General features: G+C 40.0%; 23 protein-coding genes and 3 rRNA genes. 9 read left to right on the top strand and 17 right to left on the bottom strand.

Going from position 1 to position 20,806, the window contains the following annotated elements; translation table 11 throughout:
* Positions 1-58: 58 nt before the first annotated feature.
* Both AC5LWL_RS02810 and AC5LWL_RS02805 read right to left on the bottom strand, forming a co-directional pair.
* The gene (locus AC5LWL_RS02810) at positions 59-457 is read right to left on the bottom strand and encodes a DUF350 domain-containing protein (protein ID WP_493432903.1); all 399 of its coding nucleotides are present in this window, start codon (positions 455-457) and stop codon (positions 59-61) included.
* Positions 458-493: 36 nt separating this feature from the next.
* Positions 494-898 carry an aminotransferase yhxA gene (locus AC5LWL_RS02805; RefSeq protein ID WP_493436521.1) on the bottom strand — a complete coding sequence of 135 codons (405 nt, stop codon included), beginning with the start codon at positions 896-898 and terminating at the stop codon, positions 494-496.
* Positions 899-1,098: 200 nt separating this feature from the next.
* On the opposite strand from AC5LWL_RS02805, the gene AC5LWL_RS02800 reads away from it, so the two are divergent.
* On the top strand, positions 1,099-1,506 hold the full coding sequence (locus tag AC5LWL_RS02800) for an NUDIX hydrolase (RefSeq protein ID WP_493432902.1): 408 nt from the start codon (positions 1,099-1,101) through the stop codon (positions 1,504-1,506).
* A gap of 52 nt (positions 1,507-1,558) precedes the next feature.
* Here the strand turns inward: AC5LWL_RS02800 and AC5LWL_RS02795 are convergent, their stop codons facing one another.
* The gene (locus tag AC5LWL_RS02795; protein WP_493432901.1) at positions 1,559-2,524 is read right to left on the bottom strand and encodes a quinone oxidoreductase family protein; all 966 of its coding nucleotides are present in this window, start codon (positions 2,522-2,524) and stop codon (positions 1,559-1,561) included.
* Positions 2,525-2,546: 22 nt separating this feature from the next.
* Complete coding sequence (locus tag AC5LWL_RS02790) at positions 2,547-3,200, bottom strand: hypothetical protein (RefSeq protein WP_493432900.1); 654 nt, start codon at positions 3,198-3,200, stop codon at positions 2,547-2,549.
* A 202-nt stretch (positions 3,201-3,402) separates the two neighbouring features.
* On the opposite strand from AC5LWL_RS02790, the gene AC5LWL_RS02785 reads away from it, so the two are divergent.
* Entirely contained in the window at positions 3,403-4,302 is a 900-nt protein-coding gene (locus AC5LWL_RS02785) for a LysR family transcriptional regulator (protein ID WP_493432899.1), read from the top strand.
* A gap of 27 nt (positions 4,303-4,329) precedes the next feature.
* Here the strand turns inward: AC5LWL_RS02785 and AC5LWL_RS02780 are convergent, their stop codons facing one another.
* The 3 genes from AC5LWL_RS02780 to AC5LWL_RS02770 are packed head-to-tail and all read right to left on the bottom strand — an operon-like array spanning position 4,330 to position 6,094.
* Entirely contained in the window at positions 4,330-4,971 is a 642-nt protein-coding gene (locus AC5LWL_RS02780; RefSeq protein WP_493436520.1) for a copper homeostasis protein CutC, read from the bottom strand.
* A 19-nt stretch (positions 4,972-4,990) separates the two neighbouring features.
* Positions 4,991-5,557: a GNAT family N-acetyltransferase gene (locus tag AC5LWL_RS02775; protein WP_493432898.1), complete on the bottom strand. Its 567-nt coding sequence runs from the start codon at positions 5,555-5,557 to the stop codon at positions 4,991-4,993.
* Between the two features lie 15 nt (positions 5,558-5,572).
* Entirely contained in the window at positions 5,573-6,094 is a 522-nt protein-coding gene (locus AC5LWL_RS02770; protein WP_493432897.1) for a DinB family protein, read from the bottom strand.
* Positions 6,095-6,398: 304 nt separating this feature from the next.
* Here AC5LWL_RS02770 and AC5LWL_RS02765 point away from each other — a divergent pair, with 304 nt between their 5' ends.
* Positions 6,399-6,776 (top strand): hypothetical protein, encoded by a 378-nt coding sequence (locus AC5LWL_RS02765; protein ID WP_493432896.1) that lies wholly within the window; start codon positions 6,399-6,401, stop codon positions 6,774-6,776.
* A 158-nt stretch (positions 6,777-6,934) separates the two neighbouring features.
* Here the strand turns inward: AC5LWL_RS02765 and AC5LWL_RS02760 are convergent, their stop codons facing one another.
* Both AC5LWL_RS02760 and AC5LWL_RS02755 read right to left on the bottom strand, forming a co-directional pair.
* Positions 6,935-7,276 carry a GIY-YIG nuclease family protein gene (locus AC5LWL_RS02760; protein WP_493432895.1) on the bottom strand — a complete coding sequence of 114 codons (342 nt, stop codon included), beginning with the start codon at positions 7,274-7,276 and terminating at the stop codon, positions 6,935-6,937.
* 19 nt (positions 7,277-7,295) lie between these two features.
* Entirely contained in the window at positions 7,296-8,042 is a 747-nt protein-coding gene (locus AC5LWL_RS02755; RefSeq protein WP_493432894.1) for a DUF2087 domain-containing protein, read from the bottom strand.
* Between the two features lie 360 nt (positions 8,043-8,402).
* Between AC5LWL_RS02755 and AC5LWL_RS02750 the strand changes: the two genes are divergently transcribed.
* The 5 genes from AC5LWL_RS02750 (at position 8,403) to AC5LWL_RS02730 (ending at position 10,382) form a co-directional block, all read left to right on the top strand.
* On the top strand, positions 8,403-8,702 hold the full coding sequence (locus tag AC5LWL_RS02750; protein ID WP_493432893.1) for a hypothetical protein: 300 nt from the start codon (positions 8,403-8,405) through the stop codon (positions 8,700-8,702).
* Positions 8,703-8,848: 146 nt separating this feature from the next.
* The gene (crcB, locus tag AC5LWL_RS02745) at positions 8,849-9,223 is read left to right on the top strand and encodes a fluoride efflux transporter CrcB (RefSeq protein WP_493432892.1); all 375 of its coding nucleotides are present in this window, start codon (positions 8,849-8,851) and stop codon (positions 9,221-9,223) included.
* Positions 9,220-9,591, top strand: coding sequence for a fluoride efflux transporter CrcB (gene crcB / locus AC5LWL_RS02740; protein WP_493432891.1), 372 nt, complete (start codon positions 9,220-9,222; stop codon positions 9,589-9,591). The genes crcB (AC5LWL_RS02745) and crcB (AC5LWL_RS02740) overlap by 4 nt, the downstream gene beginning before the upstream one ends.
* A gap of 59 nt (positions 9,592-9,650) precedes the next feature.
* Positions 9,651-9,866, top strand: coding sequence for a hypothetical protein (locus tag AC5LWL_RS02735; protein WP_493432890.1), 216 nt, complete (start codon positions 9,651-9,653; stop codon positions 9,864-9,866).
* Between the two features lie 39 nt (positions 9,867-9,905).
* Positions 9,906-10,382, top strand: coding sequence for a Type 1 glutamine amidotransferase-like domain-containing protein (locus tag AC5LWL_RS02730; protein WP_493432889.1), 477 nt, complete (start codon positions 9,906-9,908; stop codon positions 10,380-10,382).
* A gap of 75 nt (positions 10,383-10,457) precedes the next feature.
* Here the strand turns inward: AC5LWL_RS02730 and rsiV are convergent, their stop codons facing one another.
* The 5 genes from rsiV to AC5LWL_RS02705 all read right to left on the bottom strand — a co-directional run bounded on the left by rsiV (position 10,458) and on the right by AC5LWL_RS02705 (position 14,448).
* On the bottom strand, positions 10,458-11,309 hold the full coding sequence (rsiV, locus tag AC5LWL_RS02725; RefSeq protein WP_493432888.1) for an anti-sigma-V factor RsiV: 852 nt from the start codon (positions 11,307-11,309) through the stop codon (positions 10,458-10,460).
* Positions 11,310-11,330: 21 nt separating this feature from the next.
* Complete coding sequence (gene sigV, locus AC5LWL_RS02720; protein ID WP_493432887.1) at positions 11,331-11,819, bottom strand: RNA polymerase sigma factor SigV; 489 nt, start codon at positions 11,817-11,819, stop codon at positions 11,331-11,333.
* A gap of 666 nt (positions 11,820-12,485) precedes the next feature.
* Positions 12,486-13,133 carry a metallophosphoesterase gene (locus AC5LWL_RS02715; protein ID WP_493432886.1) on the bottom strand — a complete coding sequence of 216 codons (648 nt, stop codon included), beginning with the start codon at positions 13,131-13,133 and terminating at the stop codon, positions 12,486-12,488.
* A 9-nt stretch (positions 13,134-13,142) separates the two neighbouring features.
* On the bottom strand, positions 13,143-13,340 hold the full coding sequence (locus tag AC5LWL_RS02710; protein ID WP_493432885.1) for a hypothetical protein: 198 nt from the start codon (positions 13,338-13,340) through the stop codon (positions 13,143-13,145).
* 268 nt (positions 13,341-13,608) lie between these two features.
* On the bottom strand, positions 13,609-14,448 hold the full coding sequence (locus AC5LWL_RS02705) for a LysR family transcriptional regulator (protein ID WP_493432884.1): 840 nt from the start codon (positions 14,446-14,448) through the stop codon (positions 13,609-13,611).
* A 116-nt stretch (positions 14,449-14,564) separates the two neighbouring features.
* Between AC5LWL_RS02705 and AC5LWL_RS02700 the strand changes: the two genes are divergently transcribed.
* On the top strand, positions 14,565-15,116 hold the full coding sequence (locus AC5LWL_RS02700; RefSeq protein ID WP_493436519.1) for a DUF4865 family protein: 552 nt from the start codon (positions 14,565-14,567) through the stop codon (positions 15,114-15,116).
* 233 nt (positions 15,117-15,349) lie between these two features.
* Here AC5LWL_RS02700 and rrf read toward each other — a convergent pair.
* The 3 genes from rrf to AC5LWL_RS02685 form a co-directional block, all read right to left on the bottom strand.
* Positions 15,350-15,466: ribosomal RNA gene (gene rrf / locus AC5LWL_RS02695) — 5S ribosomal RNA — on the bottom strand.
* Between the two features lie 76 nt (positions 15,467-15,542).
* Positions 15,543-18,479 (bottom strand): 23S ribosomal RNA (locus AC5LWL_RS02690).
* Between the two features lie 495 nt (positions 18,480-18,974).
* Positions 18,975-20,525, bottom strand: a 16S ribosomal RNA gene (locus AC5LWL_RS02685).
* Together the 16S, 23S and 5S rRNA genes form the textbook arrangement of a ribosomal RNA operon.
* Positions 20,526-20,806: the final 281 nt, after the last annotated feature.

The following is a 20,806-nucleotide window of genomic DNA, read 5'->3' as shown; positions in this document are numbered from 1 at the left end:
ATTATTTCAGTCGAAGCCCTTAAAGTCCGTACGTCGATGGCAAGACGCCATGCGCTTACTAATATGATAAACATTTTGCTACTATTAAACCAATCGCAAGTGAAAGTGATAATAGGATCGTGCCAACTGCCCGATTATCTTCTTCAATTGCTTGATGAATGCTAAAACGAATCGTAATCAATTCTGCTAAAATAAACACAATGATTTGAGCGATAATGCCAATGAATCCCCATATGGCCATATCCAATAAGGATACGGAATATTCTGCTGCCGAACCGAGCACAATCGCAAGTCCGATTACTTTTCCGCCAAGCACTAATGCGGCACTGACATTTTTTTCGGCAATCAGTTTCATTTCTTTCAATTTTGGTGTGCTAAACATAAATAACAGTATGCCAACAATCAGCAACAGCAACGCTACACCTAAATAGGATGCAAAATTTATATATAAGTTCATGTTTATTCTCCCTTTCCTTTCTATAATTAAGAGGGATTATCCTCCATAACTTTTTGAGCCGCTGCCAAAACCGGAGCTTCTTTTTACTGATTTATTCGGTTCGCTTGAACTTCCCGAATTTACGGAAGAATTTTTATTAGAAGAGGAAGGCTTTGTATAATTGCTGCTTTTATACAGTGCTGATTTAGAATTATAATAACGTCCTCCATAAAAATAATGTCCATAATAATGAGAAGAGCGATCCTCACACTCCCAGCCGCCATCATCTTCATCCCATTCCCATTGTGAACAATTAGAATCTTTTGGTGGATCGGGAATATTTTGTGATTGGCTGCTTGTATACTCATCATCTGAATTGGAATTGCAGGCTGCCAAATTAATCATAAATGCAGTCGAAATAATTCCTGTCATCACTTTTGTTGTTTTCCCCAAATTTCTCACCTCCCTTATCTGCTGTTTATTCATACGTGTAATAATGGAAAAAGATTCTTTCATATTCTATTTTACATGAAGAAATCAGCCTTTTTCTCATAAAAAATCCATTTTTTCAAATAAGTTTGCAGCCCCTTCATATTGGAAGGATTTTTCCTTTTACAAGTGAATAGTTTATATAAAGACAAATTAGAAAAAGGAGAAGGAATATGCAGCCGCCAAAACATATTATCTCAGCAGCAACGATTATTTTAAATGAGAAGAAGGAATTATTATTAATTAAAGGACCGAGGCGGGGATGGGAAATGCCTGGTGGTCAGGTGGAAGAAGGCGAATCATTAAGGGACGCCGCCATTAGAGAAACAAAAGAAGAATCGGGCATAGATATTGAAGTTATTCGCTTTTGCGGTGTGTTTCAAAACGTGGAGAAGTCTGTATGCAATACTTTATTTTTTGGAAAACCGATTGGAGGAACACCAACAACAAGTTCAGAAAGCCTCGAAGTTGGCTACTTTCCATTAGACAAGGCGCTTAAAATGGTAACATGGAAAAATTTCCGGCAGCGCATTGAATATTGCTTGGAAGAGAAATTTCAGCCATTTTATGTGGAATGTTAATATAGTGAAAAATGCTGCAATCCGGTGTTTGGATTGCAGCGTATACATCGTTTCAAGGAATCAACAGGATTTTCCCCATGCTTTTTCTGCTCTCCAATAATTCGTGAGCATCTGCCCCTTTGCTTAAAGGGAAGATTGTCGGTGCTTGGATCCGAAGCTGTCCTTGTTTTACCCAATCGAATAATTGTTTCGATCGTTCTAAGCGATCCTCTTTCGTTTGCAGCACATTCCAAAGATCTCCTCCTGTTAATGTTTTGGACGTATCCATTAACATCCGTGGGTCGATTAGCGGTGGTTCTCCTCCTGCCATCCCGTAAAATACGACGCTTCCCCCCGTTTTAACTGAGGCAAAACTTTGATTTAACGTACTTCCAACAGCATCATAGGCAACATCTGCCCCCATGCCATCTGTTGCTTCTTTGACTTGTTCTACCCAATTATTTTTATAAAAAAGAACGGTATCTGCTCCTGCCTTTTTTGCTGCTTGCGCCTTTTCATCTGTTGAAGTAATGGCGATCACTTCCGCTCCTTTTAGCTTAGCGATTTGTATAAGCAGTTGACCGACGCCTCCTGCAGCAGAATGAACAAGAACGGTATCTCCTGGTTTAATGGAATAGCTGTCTGCTGCAAGATACTGTGCGGTTAATCCCTGCAGCAAAAGGGAGGCGGCCTGTTCATATGATAGTTCATTTGGAATCGGAATAGATTTTTCACTGGGCACCGCCACCAGTTCGGCATTGGCATATGGCACATCAGCAAATGCTATTCTGTCACCTACTTTTATGCCGATCACCTTTTCACCGACCTTTTCTACGATACCAGCCCCTTCATATCCTAAAATAAACGGCGGATTCCCTTCTAAATGATAGTTTCCATTTCTCCTATAAATATCAGCAAAATTAAGACCGATTGCTTTCATGCGCAGAAGTATTACATCCGGTTTTAATACCGGATCTGCCACTTCTTTACTATATAAAACATCTTTACTGCCAAATTCATCAAATACAAGTGCCTTCATTGCAGATGCTCCTTTGCTTTTGTCATTTTATGTTCTCAAATCCCGGTAATTCCGCGTTCCTCCCGGTAATTCCGCGCTTCTCCCGATAATTCCGCGTTCCTCCTGATAATTCCGCGCTTCTCCCCGTAATTCCGCGTTCCTCCACATAATTCCGCGTTCCTCCCGATAATTCCGCGCTTCTCTCGATAATTCCGCGCTCCTCCCGGTAATTCCGCGCTTCTCTCGATAATTCCGCGTTCCTCCCGGTAATTCCGCGTTCCTCCCCGGTATTTCCGCGTTTCTCCCGGTAATTCCGCGCTTCTCCCGGTAATTCCGCGTTCCTCACAATAATTCCGCGTTTCTCCCGGTAATTCCGCGTTCCTCCACATAATTCCGCGTTCCTCCCGGTAATTCCGCGTTCCTCCACATAATTCCGCGCTTCTCCCGGTAATTCCGCGTTCCTCCCGGTAATTCCGCGTTTCTCCCGGTAATTCCGCGTTCCTCCCGGTAATTCCGCGTTCCTCCACATAATTCCGCGTTCCTCCCGGTAATTCCGCGCTTCTCCCAATAATTCCGCGTTCCTCCCTTTAATTCCGCGTTCCTCCTGATAATTCCGCGCTCCTCCCAATAATTCCGCGCTTCTCCCAATAATTCCGCGCTTCTCCTGATAATTCCGCGTTCCTCCCTTTAATTCCACGTTCCTCCCCGGTATTTCCGCGTTTCTCCAAACTTTCTTATAAAAATTTCCTCATCCGTTCATCGTCCGTCCACCCCATAATTCCCCTATAAAACTAGCCTCTATTCTTTTCACCTTTTTATCATATAATCATTTTATCGATCAAAAAAGATGAATATTTCTATCGAATCAATCGATATAGGCGATTTAGGAGCTGAACTGAATGGAAATTAAACAATTAAAAACGTTTAAAATAGCGGCGGAAACATTAAATTTCACGATTACTGCCAAGCAGCTAAACTTTGCTCAATCAAGTGTAACTGCACAAATTAAAAATCTTGAAACAGAATTAGGGATGCCTTTATTTGAGCGCCTTGGCAAACGTTTGGCGTTAACTGAAGCCGGCCGTCAATATAAAAAATATGTAGATGAAATGCTGCGGTTAACAGAGGCAGCACATAGCCAAATTGCCGGCAACAACGAAGAAACAGGAACACTTATTATTGGTGCACAGGAAAGCCAATGCACATATCGACTGCCTGCTATTTTAAAAGCATTTAAACAAGAGTATCCTCACATAAAACTTATTTTCAAACCAGCCAATTCCGATGCGACAGCAAGGGAGCAGTTGACCAAAGGGGAATTGGATATCGCTTTTATTACGGATAGCTTAAAACCAAACATACAGATACATACGGACATACTTATTCAGGAAAAAATGAAGCTTGTTGCTTCTGCTGATCATCCATTAGTTGCTCAAGCCAGTGTTTCCTCCAAGGACCTAAAAATGGAAACATTGCTGCTTACCGAATCTGGCTGTTCTTATCGGACTGTATTTGAAGATACCCTCCTTCGCTCAGGCTGCTTCCCACCAGCTAAATTGGAGTTTGTCAGCATTGAGGCGATTAAGCAATGTGTGATAGCGGGACTTGGGATTGCCATCCTCCCTTCGATGACCGTAGAAAAAGAAATGCAGCTTGGCCTTTTAAAAGAATTAAACTGGGAGGATACCCTGTCTTCTATTTATACGAGTATTTCCTGGCATAAAGATAAAAAGATTTCTCCTCACTTGCAATTCTTTATTGAACTTAGCAGGAAGACATTTCGAGAGTTGGATGAATAAACATTTTAAAAAAATAGTAGGACATCTCTAGAGATCCCCTACTATTTTTGTGCCATGAGCTTCGCTAACCGCTAATTCCGCTGCTATTTTATTCACATTCTTATCTGTGATTCCACCGCCAGGGAGAATGATGATTCTGTCTGCCGCATAATCGATATATTCCTGCAGCCGTATCAAGTTGTCTTCAATAAGAGAATGCATCTGCCCTCCATGTGTTAAGATTCGCTTCACCCCATGCTGGACCAGCCAATCAATCGCTTTTAACTGATCGTTAGGATGAATTTCATCAAATGCCATATGGAATGTAAAATCCAATCCTTTTCCTGCCTCTAGAAGAAAAAGCATAGCATCTTCATCTATCCACCCTTCCTCTGTTAAGCAGCCAAGCACCACTCCGTCTGTCCCCAGCTTTTTGAAATGGATAATATCATGCTGCATAATTTCCAACTCATCCTGCGTATAGATAAAATTTCCACCTCTTGGCCTAATTATCGTCATGATCTTTACTTGTTTGATTTTACAATAGTTGATTGTTTTCAAAGCGACCCCATGGCTCACGGTTGTACCACCTAACAAAAGGTTATCACAAAGCTCAATACGGTCTGCCCCTCGTGCAATCGCTTCAGGAACCACTGTAAAATTCTCTACACAGACTTCTTTAATCATTATTGTTCACCTAAGCTCTCACCTATTTTGCTAAAAATTCTTCCTTCAAAACAGAATACACTTTTAAATCAAGAGACTCCCCTTTTACAAATATGCCTTTTCGCATGATTCCTTCGAATGTCATTCCTGCCTTTTCCATCACTCGCGCTGAACCGGTATTTTCTGTAAAACACTTCGCTTGAATACGGGTTAAACCCATTTTTTCGAAGCCGAATTGCACTACTTCTTTTGCCGCTTCGGTCATAATGCCTTTTCCCCAGTATTCTTGAGAAAGGGCATAGCCGATTTCTGCTCTATACTGGTCCGGATGCCACCAAACAAAGTCGATGGTGCCAATTATTCGGCTGTTCTCTTTATACTCCATTCCCCATGGAGCGATCTGCTTTTTTTCGTATTGACTTAAGATGAATTGCAAAAATCCATTGGTATCGGATACTGTTTGGTGGGTATCCCATGTAACATATTTGGTTACATCTGGATTGGAGCCATATACATACATATCTTCTAAATCGGCTGGTGTTAATTTGCGGAGAATAAGCCGCTCTGTTTCTAAAGTAGGCAAATCACCGTAGATTTCTTCGATTTTCATAAGAGAACACCTCTATTATTGTAAAAGAAAATAACGTTCTTTCAAAATTTTCAAATGATGCAATTCATGTCCTGCAATAATATAGGCAATAGCGTTTGCAGATACTTCGCCGTTATTGGCGTAGCCTATTCGTGCTGGAGTCCCTTCTGGCAACCCTTTTAGGAGAGCGATCGTCGATAGTCTGACAGCTTTATATTCCTCTATTAAATCTTCCATCGAGCGAGCGGAAAATATGGCTTCCTTTACGTATTCTTCATCATCGTACCCAGCAAGCGAGGTTTGATCGCCCCTTGCTATTCGTAATGCCCGGTATTGCATAACCCGCTCTGTTTCGGTAATATGCCCAATCACTTCTTTTACCGACCATTTTCCTTCAGCATATCGATAATCGGCTTGTGCATCCGTTATATTTAGAAAAAGAGAAGCCGTTTCGTCCATCTGCTTCACAAGCTGATCCATCACACAGCCCTCTTTTACTAGATTTATATAGTTTTCATAATAAACTGGGTATTCTTCTTTTTTTGGTGTTGTAAACATGTATATCTCCCCTTTTTCCTCTATTCTCTACTAAATCTATTCTCCATTTCTTCGTGCTATCCTGCTTTGGATTGATTAGTTAGTAAAATAGTAGAGAAAATAACATATTACTTGGCTTTTCTTCTTTTTCTATCAGTTTATCTTCTTTTTTTGAGATTTATCTTCTTTTTTAACTAGTTTATCGATTTTTCTACAGAAATCGACACCGCTCCTCCCCACAAAAATTCCTTTTATACCCAAAACAAAGGTATTCTACTCGTAAGTATCCAATATTATCTCTATTAACATAAATGGAGGTTGAGATTTGAAGAAAAAGTTTGTTTGTCTAGTTGTTTTATTCCTTTTACTCGTTGGCTGTGCGAATACATATAATGAAAAAGAAGATTTCACTTATTCCCGTCTCCAATCAGACTTCCCTATTCCTGCCAATGCGAAGGAACAACGAGGAGATGCCAAAAAAGATAAGTCCGTCTATCAAAAATACGAACTTATTGGAATCGGAAAGGAAACTACAGATAATGGAGAAATTCATCCTACTGCCTATTTTGAGAAAATCGCAGAGGAAGGATGGAAGGAAGAAAAGAAATTTGAAGGGAAAGCAATTGTTTTTCAAAAAAATGAAAATCAAATCTATTTAGAACTCCATACTGATTACTTTGAACTGACGAAATTAGTTGAATAGAACAAGAGAAAAAAAGGCAGAAAGAAACAAGATATGTAATAGATGCTACTATCTATTAAAAAAAGCTGTTTGATGTCTAACCAGCAAACAGCTTTCTTTTATTTATATTTCAAAACAAAGCGAAAGAAAGTTACAACGCTGTTTTTGCTATGAATGCTTCAGTTATACCCTTTATCCCCAAATGGTTGAAATTCTTCTAGCCACTTTTCTTCTAATTTCTGCAGTTCTTCTTTTTCGTTAAAATATGGGTCATTTTTCTTCTTCAGGATTTCGATTATTTCTATTGTAAAGGCTTGTTCTCCAAATTGTTTCCATTCGTTGGCAAGTTCTCTATTTGTATGACCACCATTATTCAGCATAAATTTGACGCCATTTAATGTTTTCGTATTTCTTGTGCTTCCAATAAAAATTTTCCCGTTTTTTTGGTTTTGAATTTTGTATATCCCTGCTTCAATCGGTGTTTCCTTATAAAGCTGTTTCAGTTCTTTTTTACGATCCATTTTTCCTCACCTGCTTCTGTTATTTTTTTAGCCAATAGCTGCTGCCATCTGCTTTGCGATCTACAAATCCATATTCAATTAAATATCTTCGGATTAATACATGATCAACATAAATGGCATTTAATACTTCATTTAGTTCGTTTTCCGTATATTCTTTATCCGATTTCAACCGGTTCGTTATTTCTCGAAGCACGATGAGCTTTTGTTTTTCCTTTAATGGAAATTTCGTCAGCTTTCCTTTTGAAAAATATTTATCCGCAGCCTTTTGCTGTTCTTCTTCTGTTATGTTGTACCGCTCATCGACCATTTTTGCCTGTTTATGAACAGGGATAAATGCAGGTGCATGCTGATCCTTTTCTTTTAACAGTTCCATTAATGCTAAAAAAGTTTTTGCCTGCCGCTCTTTTTCTTTTAACACAAATCGATGATGGCGAATGGTCGAGGCACTTCCTATATTCAGCTCCTGTTTTACCTCCGCATCACTTTTCCCTTGATAAAAAAGCTGAAGCAGATTATTCTGGTGCTCCGTTAAACCAGTAAGCTTTTTATCTAAACCAATTAAATAGGCAAAAACAGAATGATGTGTTTCTTGTATATAAATCTGCATATATCGTTCTGCTTCATACAGCACATTATTATGTGGATAGATAATTCCTTTCTCCACCGTTTTTCCACAAAGCAGGCAAACGTATTGATGTTCTTGTTCTATATAACCTCGTTTTAATTCATCGATTGTCGCATTCCAAAAAAATTCCGAAAGTTCCATTTCCTAAACACTCCAAGCTTTCGTTTATATATAAACAAACGTTTTCAATTAATGTCGTTCCACACAGTATATACTATTCTATTTATGCGTCATGGTCAATGAATAACCAAACATTTTTACTTTTTGTCGGTATCTTCATAAACATTATAAAAATTTGTTTAATATCAATAAAGTGTGTTTTTTTGCTATAATTAAAATAAGACGTAAGGAGGAGGGGTTCTTATTCTACAAAGAAAACTAATTAGCGCCTCTATTTCTACTACATTATTTACGATTTTATTCAGCTGCATTTTTCCTAATTCATTTGGAACGGAGCAAAGAAATTATTTTTTTGAAATTATCACAGCCATATCTCTTTATATGTTGTATACTATTCCTGCCATTTTTACATATGGTATTATTACATCGATTATTAGTGATAAGATTGGAGAATTTCTAGCACGGAAAACAGATAACAGAATGGTCGGGATTATTATCTCCGGTCTGTTGCATCTTACTTTTGGTTTCGTATTATTCTTTCTCAGTCTTGGTGCAGCTCTTTTATTTTTTATAACAGATCGTATTTTACTATCTCGAAAAAAGGACTATAAATGGTCACAAACAGGTTTCGCCTTCTGTCTTCCATTTGTTATTTTGATAGGATGTACGATGTTTGGGTAACAGGATAAACGTTAGCAGGAAATGCTTGAACAACCAACTATATGACATTATTCGCTGCATACTAAAATAGGAGTTCATCTTTATCGACTCTTTGCAGGTATGTATCTGAGAGGAGTCATTTTCGTTTTCACAGGAGGAAAAATAATATGATTTATTTTTTTGTCGGCATTGCAGGAACACTTGGAGCCATTTTAAGATATGTAATTGGCGTCACCTTTTTTACCGATAGTGCGTTCCCTTTTGCTACTTTATGTATTAATCTCATTGGCAGCTTTTTATTGTCTTGGTTAACAAATGGCTTGTTTAAGAGAACTTCTTTTTCACCAGAGTTTGCAACTGCAATTGGAACCGGATTTATTGGCGCTTTTACTACGTTCTCGACATTGAGTATTGAAACGATTAGGTTATTTCAAAATGGGCACCTACTATTAGGACTTATTTATGTTTTTGTGAGCATTTGTGGAGGATTATTTATGAGCAAATTAGGATTTGCTAGAGTTGCAGGGGGGAAGCAACCATGATAAGTATATGGCATATTTTCCTCGTTGGAATTGGTGGATTTTTTGGGTCAATTGCCCGTTATTCTATTAGCAAAAAACTAAATAAGAAATCCCCGTCGGCAACCCCATGGGGAACATTAACCGTCAATTTGGCAGGGGCTTTTCTTTTAGGAATTATTAATGGAGCAAAAGCAGATCCCATGATCATTCTTTTAATTGGAACTGGATTTATGGGAGCCTTCACCACCTTCTCTACTTTGAAGCTAGAGATGACAAAATTTTATATAAATAAGGAGCAAAGAAAATTCCTATTTTATACTATAATCACGTATAGTCTCGGGATTCTCCTTGCTTATCTTGGATATGTAATTGGTGCGGTTTTTCATTAGTTCTATTGTTATCTGTTGGAATATAAAGCGACTATCATGTCAGGAGAGGTGATTGCTAGATGCAACGTAATATAATTGCTATCTCTGGAGGTGGATTTTCTAACATAATACCATCCTTTATTGATGAATATATCGTTAATCAAATAAAATCTGCCAGCTTATTAAAAATATGTTTTATTGCGACAGCAAGTAACGATTCTCGAGATTACATTCATAATTTTTATCAAGCTTTTTCTCATTGTCTAGCTCTAGCGCCTAGCTCTTGTGAAAAATAACCCCATGTCTCTAAAAGTAAAAAGCACTTTTTGAGGCATGTGAACATTTTTCTTCAGAGCTGTTCAAGGCACTTGCGCTTTTCTCATTCTAAGGCAAGTCACTTAACTCAAAGGGATTTTCTAAAAGAGAATGCTAAGGACTTCGCAACACAACAAGATGTTATTTATGTAGGAGGTGGAAATACCCAATTTATGCTATCTAAATGGCGTGAGACAAATTTTGATAAGGTTTTAAAGGAAGCCTATGAAAAAGGAACGCTATTGGCCGGCATAAGTGCAGGTGCAATGTGTTGGTTTGAAACTTGTTTCAGTGAACGTCATGATGGAGCATTTGAAGAATTTGAAGGATTAGGTTTCTTAAAAGGGGCATTTTGCCCTCATTATAACGAAGAAATTCGTAGGAAAGCCTATGATAACTGGCAAACTACAAAATCAATTCGGCCAAGCTACACGTTAGCTGATAATGAAAACCTGCATTTTAGAAATGAAAATCTACTAGCACGAATTATCATATAAGCGCATGTTCAAAAAGGAAACTATCCATCAATCTTAAGAAAAGAGAATGCCCTTTAAAAGCATTCTCTTTGCACATTATTTAATATACGCATCACTTACTAATTGGTCTTTAATGACAGCGGTTGGGATTTCGAATTCAACTACTCCCATATAACCTGCTGCTACTTCGTATTCATTAAAGGAAATAACGAGCTTGTGTTCTTTATTAATATAGAAATTTTGACTGGCATTTATTTTTTCAAATCCATCTGGGTTTTCTTGATCTTTTATAAAATAGCTAACCGATTCGTCTTTCATTTTTTCTTTCATTTCACTTGTAATATAGGTGCTAATCACATCCACATAAGCATTATTTTTAAAGAGGCTTGGCAAGGTAATGAATGTTTCATTTTTTTTATCAATCGTGTCATATTTAATGCTTTCCGCAGCAGATGCTTGCGTTTCTACTGTATAGCGGCCAAGAGATAATAGCTGCGCATCATCTGTTTTCACTTCATAGCCGCTTTCCACTGAATAATGCCCGTTGTCTTTTGCTGTTTCTTCTTTAAACTTTTTATATAATGCTTCATTTTCTTCTAAATATTTCTCATTTAAGCTGTTTGCCAATGATTGATTTTCTAAATCTTTTACTCCTGGTGTTTTGATGGCTATATTCGCATTCCCATCTTGTTCATTCCACTCTTTTATTGTGATTACTTGCACCACTTTCCCAACAACTGGGATATCTGCTAATGCGCTGGCCGCTGCTGGACTGACATTAACTGTTGCAGCGAATAACAATAATGCTGCAGCAAATGATAGCATACTGTAAGAAATTCGTTTTTTCTTTTTATATTTTCCAAACGTGTCCATCATTTTTTCTTCCAGTTCTGAAGGTATCGATGTATTCATATAATTTTTCTTTAATTTTTCTAATTTCTTTACCATGGTTATTCCTCCAACTTTCTCTTATTCATCCATTTCAATTCGCAATAGCTTTAATGCTTTATACAGCTTTGTTTTTACAGTATTAATATTCTCATCTAAAACAGAGGCGATTTCATCCAGCTTTAAATCTTCAAAAAAGCGTAAAATGATAATCGTTTTATATGGTAATGGCAGCTTTTCCATTGCCTGCTCTAAATCCAAATCTTTATACTGATCCTCCGAGCCTTCAAGAAGCAGCTCCAAATTCTGATCATCTGTCACACTCCATCTTTTCCTTTTTCTCAAAAAATCTAAGGAAGTGGTCACAACGATTCGATAAAACCAGCTCTTGATTGTGTAGGCATCCTTTAATTGATGCTGTTTTTTTAATGCTTTATGAATGGAATCCTGCACGATATCCAATGCATCCTCCTGATTTCGAACATAAGAATAAGCTAAGCGGTAAAAGCTGTCCTTATTCTGCATAATAAGTGTAGTTAATTCTCCCTCTAACGATTTGTTCCTAAACATAAAGAAGCTCCTTTAATTATATAATTCCGTATCACTTAAGCTTTACAAAGAATAGACGCACGAGCGTTTCATTTTGTTTTATATTTCTTTAAAAAATCAAGTTATTTTCTGGAGACTTCATTCATATTTGCGGAATCATTTCTTTAACTTCCTTAAATAGTAAAATAAACCAGTGTCTTCACGAAGCATATTTTCCGAACAGCGCTTTAAAGCTATCATAGAAATGGTCATTCAAAATGATAAATTAGTTTTCTTCTGGATTGAAAAGAGACAAAGAAGGTTATAACGAATGGGGATTATTTATAAAGAGGTTAGCAATCTTATAAGCAACTTTTCATAAAAAGCTACTAGGGAATAAAGAGGATCAATTATTTAAAAAAATAAGGACTTTAGACAAGTAAAATAAAATGTTCAATTCATTTTTATAGTTTCATCTTTCTCCATTCTTTTATTATGAAGTTAAAAATTTATTGTAGCTTGCAACAAGAACATTTCGAATAAATCTAGTCTTCTTGGAAGAAATATTTCTTAATCACTAGACCGTTTTCTATAACATGATTCTGGACAAGTCCCAGCTTTTTTATTAAGTGCTCTCCCTAGGTGTCAGTCCAATTATTCTAATGTTTTAGAGGATGAAATTAACCACTTCATTCCTCTAAAACATCCTTACTCTCCTGCCGCCAATGTAACTTCCACTATCTCTGGTCGATCAAATAGTCGTTGCGGGATGATGCTGTTGCCTAATCCTCTATTGACAATCATAGTAGTATCGCCTTTTTTATATTTTCCTGCTGTATATTTTGGCAAAAAGCCTTGGTCCGGCGCCACTAATCCGCCTATAAAAGGAAATCTGACTTGTCCACCGTGTGCATGTCCAGAGAGAACAAGGTCCATCTTATATCTTTCGTATAAAGATAATAATTCAGGTCGATGAGATAATAAGACAGTGAACTTTTCTTTTTTCTCCACCCCTTTCATAGCCGATTGGATTTCGCGCTCAACCAATTCCTCTTTTGAATCTCCATCAGCAATCGCCGGATCATCCACCCCAAGTAGTTGAATCTTGTCATCCCCCTTTTGAATCACAGCATGTAAATTTCTCATCACTACTACTCCTGTATCTTGCAGCTTTTTCTCTAGCGTTTCAAAGTTTCCTGACCACCATTCATGATTACCCGTTACATAATATACTGAAGCAATAGACAGAAGCTCCTTCATTAATGCTAGACTCGTTTTTTCATTATATTTTTCTGAATCGACTAAATCTCCTGTAAAAACAATGATATCTGGCTTTAATTGTCGCACTTTTTCCACAAGACGACTCTAATTATCACCAAACTCCTTACTATGCAAATCAGATAATTGCACGATTTTAAATAAATGAAAGCTAGCCGGAATGTTAATAGATTTTATTGTTATTTTTGTCGTTGTAATCGAATTATTTTGATAATAAGAAAAGAAAGCCATTATAAAAATAACTGCAATACAAACCATCCACTTCTTCTTTTTCAAAAATTTCATGCTGCCCCTCTTTCTATCTACCTTATAAACCTTTCTTTTAAATACTAACGTAAAATAGACTATACTAGTTCCAAAAATCATAAAGCTTTCTGCTGTTTTATGAAAAATTCCAAGATTTTTTTAAAACGATTCTTACTCTCCAACACCATTAGCTTCACTTGTTTAGAAAGCAAATCTAATCAGGCGAGATAATTAATATAAACATTATGATGAGTTTAAAGGTTTGGCAAAAAAATGCCTAGCTTCTGTACAGAGCAAGGCATTTTTTTTATGTATTATTTTGAGAAGAATCGTATTTCTCTTCACAAAAAGCATTATACAGGAAAGCGGGAATAGGTTTAACACATCTCTTTAAAGAATAGGAATAGATTTCTATTGTATGAGTAGTATTTTCCTCGAAATTATAGCGTTCCATGTTTTTCAGCTTTCGATTATACGGCAAAAATGATAATCCCTTTCCAGCTGAAACCATGGAAATAATAAAATCATAAGAATCTAATTCTACTAATTCGCAGTGAAAATTATTTAGATGGGCAAACTGAATCGTAAGTTGTCTGTATGGACAACTTTTATCTCTACTAACGAAAAATTTTTCCTGATGGAGTTCTTTTACTACCTTTTCCTTTGATTTTAATAGGAAAAGAGTTTCTGGAAATGAAAAATTAAGTTTAAAATTGCTGTCATCTATCTTTTTATTTGTTAGGATCATATCTATTTGCGAAGATTTCAACAAATATTCTAATTCCAAATTTGATTTCGTATACAATGTATAAGGATAATCGCTTTCAATTAACAATGTCTCCAAATAATTTTTCACTATGGTCTGTGTCGCTCCTAATTTATAGGACGAACTCTGTTGTTTTATTGCTGATTTTGCTTCTTCCATAAGTCCAATAATTTCGCTCGTATAACGTAAGAGTGTCTCTCCTGCAGATAGAAGGGCGACCCCTTTATTGGTTCGCTGAAATAGCGGAGCACCTAATTCCATTTCTAATTTCTTTATTCTTTCGGATACATTTGGCTGCACATATCCAAGTGATTCAGCTGCTTTTGATAATGAACCTAATTCAGCTGCCCTTTGAAAAATAATTAAATCATTAATTTCCATACCGAAGCCTCCTTCTTATCATTTTAAGTGATAACAAACATAAGTAATACCTTTTTTACGACAAGCTAGGATATTTGTATACTTATATTATCTAATAAGGAAAGAGAGTGAATATGATGATAGGAATGCAGTATAAGGTAAAGTTACCTTCAGATTATACTATGACAACTATTCGAGACCGAGTAAAAAATAATGGCGATAAAATGGATGGATTCGAGGGACTTCATTTTAAAGTCTATCTTATTTCAGAAAAAGATAAGCACGGAAATCACTATAATGCTTATGCTCCTCTTTATATTTGGAATCAATCAGAAGGCTTGAATCATTTTCTTTTTGAAGGCTTTTACGATAATATAATAGATTCTTTTGGATGGCAGACTGTTAATATAGGCATACCACTAGAAATAGATTTGACATCTAACTTCTCTAACAGCAATTATGTATTGGAATGCACGGGAATAATTGAAGAGAAACCTACTTTGATAAATGTAAAACAATCTCTAAATAACCTAGACATTTTGGAAAACTCAACTAGCAAAGTCACTATATATAATCCCGACAAATGGGGGTACAGTATTTTTTATTTTTTCGAAAATTATCCGCAAGAATTTGAAAATAATAATGATGCTTCTATTTATGAAATTCTTCATATTTCAAAAGGGACTTAAAGAATACTATATTTCATTCATTATATATTTTTTACGCAACAAAAGCGCAGGAAATTGAACAGCTCAGAAGAAAAATGTGCACATGACTCTAAAAGTGCTTTTTACTTTTAGAGTCTGGAGGTTATCTTTCACAGGGGCTAGGCGCTGAAGCTAGACACTAATCTAAGTTCAAAAATTTTATATTTTCTTATCAAATAAAAAAAAGATACATATAATATGTATCTTTTTGGTTCGCCTGGCGACGTCCTACTCTCACAGGGGGAGAGCCCCCAACTACCATCGGCGCTGAGAAGCTTAACTTCCGTGTTCGGTATGGGAACGGGTGTGACCTTCTCGCTATCGCCACCAGACTATTTTGTTTTTGAGAGTTGTTCCCTCAAAACTAGATTATGTGTAAGAAAAAAGAACCGAATTAATCATTTTATTTTAGTTAAGTCCTCGATCTATTAGTATTTGTCAGCTCCACATGTCGCCATGCTTCCACCTCAAACCTATCAACCTGATCATCTTTCAGGGATCTTACTAGCTTGCGCTATGGGAAATCTCATCTCGAGGGGGGCTTCATGCTTAGATGCTTTCAGCACTTATCCCTTCCGCACATAGCTACCCAGCTATGCCTTTGGCAAGACAACTGGTACACCAGCGGTGCGTCCATCCCGGTCCTCTCGTACTAAGGACAGCTCCTCTCAAATTTCCTACGCCCACGACGGATAGGGACCGAACTGTCTCACGACGTTCTGAACCCAGCTCGCGTACCGCTTTAATGGGCGAACAGCCCAACCCTTGGGACCGACTACAGCCCCAGGATGCGATGAGCCGACATCGAGGTGCCAAACCTCCCCGTCGATGTGGACTCTTGGGGGAGATAAGCCTGTTATCCCCGGGGTAGCTTTTATCCGTTGAGCGATGGCCCTTCCATGCGGAACCACCGGATCACTAAGCCCGACTTTCGTCCCTGCTCGACTTGTAGGTCTCGCAGTCAAGCTCCCTTGTGCCTTTACACTCTACGAATGATTTCCAACCATTCTGAGGGAACCTTTGGGCGCCTCCGTTACTTTTTAGGAGGCGACCGCCCCAGTCAAACTGCCCACCTGACACTGTCTCCCACCCCGATAAGGGGTGCGGGTTAGAATGTCAATACAGCCAGGGTAGTATCCCACCAATGCCTCCACCGAAGCTAGCGCTCCGGCTTCCAAGGCTCCTACCTATCCTGTACAAGCTGTACCAAAATTCAATATCAGGCTACAGTAAAGCTCCACGGGGTCTTTCCGTCCTGTCGCGGGTAACCTGCATCTTCACAGGTACTATAATTTCACCGAGTCTCTCGTTGAGACAGTGCCCAGATCGTTACACCTTTCGTGCGGGTCGGAACTTACCCGACAAGGAATTTCGCTACCTTAGGACCGTTATAGTTACGGCCGCCGTTTACTGGGGCTTCAATTCAGAGCTTCGCATTGCTGCTAACCCCTCCTCTTAACCTTCCAGCACCGGGCAGGTGTCAGCCCCTATACTTCGCCTTACGGCTTCGCAGAGACCTGTGTTTTTGCTAAACAGTCGCCTGGGCCTATTCACTGCGGCTCTCTCGGGCTTTAACACCCAAAAGAGCACCCCTTCTCCCGAAGTTACGGGGTCATTTTGCCGAGTTCCTTAACGAGAGTTCTCTCGCTCACCTTAGGATTCTCTCCTCGCCTACCTGTGTCGGTTTGCGGTACGGGCACCTTGAACCTCGCTAGAGGCTTTTCTTGGCAGTGTGGAATCAGGAACTTCGGTACTATATTTCCCTCGCCGTCACAGCTCAGCCTTTATGGTAACGGGATTTTCCTCATTACCAGCCTAACTGCTTGGACGTGCTAATCCAACAGCACGCTTACCCTATCCTCCTGCGTCCCCCCATTACTCAAACGGTTCATAAGGTGGTACAGGAATATCAACCTGTTGTCCATCGCCTACGCTCTTCAGCCTCGGCTTAGGTCCCGACTAACCCTGAGTGGACGAGCCTTCCTCAGGAAACCTTAGGCATTCGGTGGATGAGATTCTCACTCATCTTTCGCTACTCATACCGGCATTCTCACTTCTAAGCGCTCCACCAGTCCTTACGGTCTAGCTTCAACGCCCTTAGAACGCTCTCCTACCACTGACATCTATTGATGTCAATCCACAGCTTCGGTGATACGTTTAGCCCCGGTACATTTTCGGCGCAGAGTCACTCGACCAGTGAGCTATTACGCACTCTTTAAATGGTGGCTGCTTCTAAGCCAACATCCTGGTTGTCTAAGCAACTCCACATCCTTTTCCACTTAACGTATACTTTGGGACCTTAGCTGGTGGTCTGGGCTGTTTCCCTCTTGACTACGGATCTTATCACTCGCAGTCTGACTCCCAAGGATAAGTATTTGGCATTCGGAGTTTGTCTGAATTCGGTAACCCGATGGGGGCCCCTAGTCCAAACAGTGCTCTACCTCCAATACTCTTACCTTGAGGCTAGCCCTAAAGCTATTTCGGAGAGAACCAGCTATCTCCAAGTTCGATTGGAATTTCTCCGCTACCCACACCTCATCCCCGCACTTTTCAACGTGCGTGGGTTCGGGCCTCCATCCAGTGTTACCTGGACTTCACCCTGGACATGGGTAGATCACCTGGTTTCGGGTCTACGACCACATACTTATTCGCCCTATTCAGACTCGCTTTCGCTGCGGCTCCGTCTTCTCAACTTAACCTCGCATGTAATCGTAACTCGCCGGTTCATTCTACAAAAGGCACGCTATCACCCATTAATGGGCTCTAACTACTTGTAGGCACACGGTTTCAGGATCTATTTCACTCCCCTTCCGGGGTGCTTTTCACCTTTCCCTCACGGTACTGGTTCACTATCGGTCACTAGGGAGTATTTAGCCTTGGGAGATGGTCCTCCCTGCTTCCGACGGGATTTCTCGTGTCCCGCCGTACTCAGGATCCACTCAGGAGGGAACGAAGTTTCAACTACAGGGTTTTTACCTTCTATGACTGGCCTTTCCAGACCTATTCATCTACCCCGTTCCTTTGTAACTCCATGTTGAGTGTCCTACAACCCCAAGAGGCAAGCCTCTTGGTTTGGGCTAATCCCGTTTCGCTCGCCGCTACTCAGGGAATCGCGTTTGCTTTCTCTTCCTCCGGGTACTTAGATGTTTCAGTTCCCCGGGTCTGCCTTCAGTACCCTATGTATTCAGGTAAAGATTCTATCCCATTACGGATAGAGGGTTTCCCCATTCGGAAATCTCCGGATCAAAGCTTACTTACAGCTCCCCGAAGCATATCGGTGTTAGTCCCGTCCTTCATCGGCTCCTAGTGCCAAGGCATTCACCGTGCGCCCTTTCTAACTTAACTTTGATTTCGGCTAAAGATAAACTTCACATCTCTTCGTCAGCTTCTTCGCTCTGCTCCTCACGTACAAAGTACGTTCCGGTGCTCGCTCTGGCGCTTCCTTGACCTGTTCGTTTCTCTTTACCCTCAAGTTTTTGATAATAGTTTCACTTTTAACAGATTCACTATATCTCAATTTGATACTCTATAAATAGAGAATCTAAGATGGCGATTACTCGGTTTCTTTCTTGGTTCTTACTATACATAATCTAGTTTTCAAGGAACAATTTACGGCTAAAAATAAACTTCACATCTCTTCGTCAGCTTCTTTGCTCTGCTCCTCACGTACAAAGTACGTTCCGGTGCTCGCTCTGGCGCTTCCTCAATCTGTTCGTTTCTTTTTACCCTAATATAGTGAATAAAGAAGTTTTTTCTTTATTCTTGAGGAATTGCTCCCTCAAAACTGAACAACAAACGCGTCAACAATCTGTGATGGAATGTAAATTCCATTTTCCTTAGAAAGGAGGTGATCCAGCCGCACCTTCCGATACGGCTACCTTGTTACGACTTCACCCCAATCATCTATCCCACCTTAGGCGGCTGGCTCACATAAAGTGTTACCCCACCGACTTCGGGTGTTACAAACTCTCGTGGTGTGACGGGCGGTGTGTACAAGGCCCGGGAACGTATTCACCGCGGCATGCTGATCCGCGATTACTAGCGATTCCAGCTTCATGTAGGCGAGTTGCAGCCTACAATCCGAACTGAGAATGGTTTTATGGGATTGGCTTGACCTCGCGGTTTTGCTGCCCTTTGTACCATCCATTGTAGCACGTGTGTAGCCCAGGTCATAAGGGGCATGATGATTTGACGTCATCCCCACCTTCCTCCGGTTTGTCACCGGCAGTCACCTTAGAGTGCCCAACTAAATGCTGGCAACTAAGATCAAGGGTTGCGCTCGTTGCGGGACTTAACCCAACATCTCACGACACGAGCTGACGACAACCATGCACCACCTGTCACTCTGTCCCCCGAAGGGGAACGTCCTATCTCTAGGAGTGTCAGAGGATGTCAAGACCTGGTAAGGTTCTTCGCGTTGCTTCGAATTAAACCACATGCTCCACCGCTTGTGCGGGCCCCCGTCAATTCCTTTGAGTTTCAGCCTTGCGGCCGTACTCCCCAGGCGGAGTGCTTAATGCGTTTGCTGCAGCACTAAAGGGCGGAAACCCTCTAACACTTAGCACTCATCGTTTACGGCGTGGACTACCAGGGTATCTAATCCTGTTTGCTCCCCACGCTTTCGCGCCTCAGCGTCAGTTACAGACCAAAGAGTCGCCTTCGCCACTGGTGTTCCTCCACATCTCTACGCATTTCACCGCTACACGTGGAATTCCACTCTTCTCTTCTGCACTCAAGTCCCCCAGTTTCCAATGACCCTCCACGGTTGAGCCGTGGGCTTTCACATCAGACTTAAAGGACCGCCTGCGCGCGCTTTACGCCCAATAATTCCGGACAACGCTTGCCACCTACGTATTACCGCGGCTGCTGGCACGTAGTTAGCCGTGGCTTTCTGGTTAGGTACCGTCAAGGTACGAGCAGTTACTCTCGTACTTGTTCTTCCCTAACAACAGAGTTTTACGATCCGAAAACCTTCATCACTCACGCGGCGTTGCTCCGTCAGACTTTCGTCCATTGCGGAAGATTCCCTACTGCTGCCTCCCGTAGGAGTCTGGGCCGTGTCTCAGTCCCAGTGTGGCCGATCACCCTCTCAGGTCGGCTACGCATCGTTGCCTTGGTGAGCCGTTACCTCACCAACTAGCTAATGCGCCGCGGGCCCATCTGTAAGTGACAGCGTAAACCGTCTTTCAGCTTTCCTACATGAGTAGAAAAGGATTATCCGGTATTAGCTCCGGTTTCCCGAAGTTATCCCAGTCTTACAGGCAGGTTGCCCACGTGTTACTCACCCGTCCGCCGCTAACTTAAAAAGCAAGCTTTTTAAGTCCGCTCGACTTGCATGTATTAGGCACGCCGCCAGCGTTCGTCCTGAGCCAGGATCAAACTCTCCATATAAGAGTAAGATTAGCTCCGAAGCTAAACTCTAGCTTTTTGTTACTTGTTGTGTTTATAACTTAGTTATAAACGTTTATTGTTGACGTTTTGTTTGTTCAGTTTTCAAAGAGCAATTTGTTTCATCCGCTTCAGAAGCGACTCAACTAATATACCATATCTTCTTTTACTTCGTCAACAACTTTTTTTAAAAAGTTTTCAACGTTTTTTTCACTTATTATGAAAAAGTAAATGAAGCTATTTTTTATTTTCCGTTGCTGTTAGAAGCAACTTTTATATAATAG

It is taken from the genome of Niallia sp. WK069_GA_01, assembly GCF_983173855.1.
The sequence above is the reverse complement of the archived record's forward strand: the minus strand, read 5'-3'. Positions and strand labels throughout refer to the sequence as shown.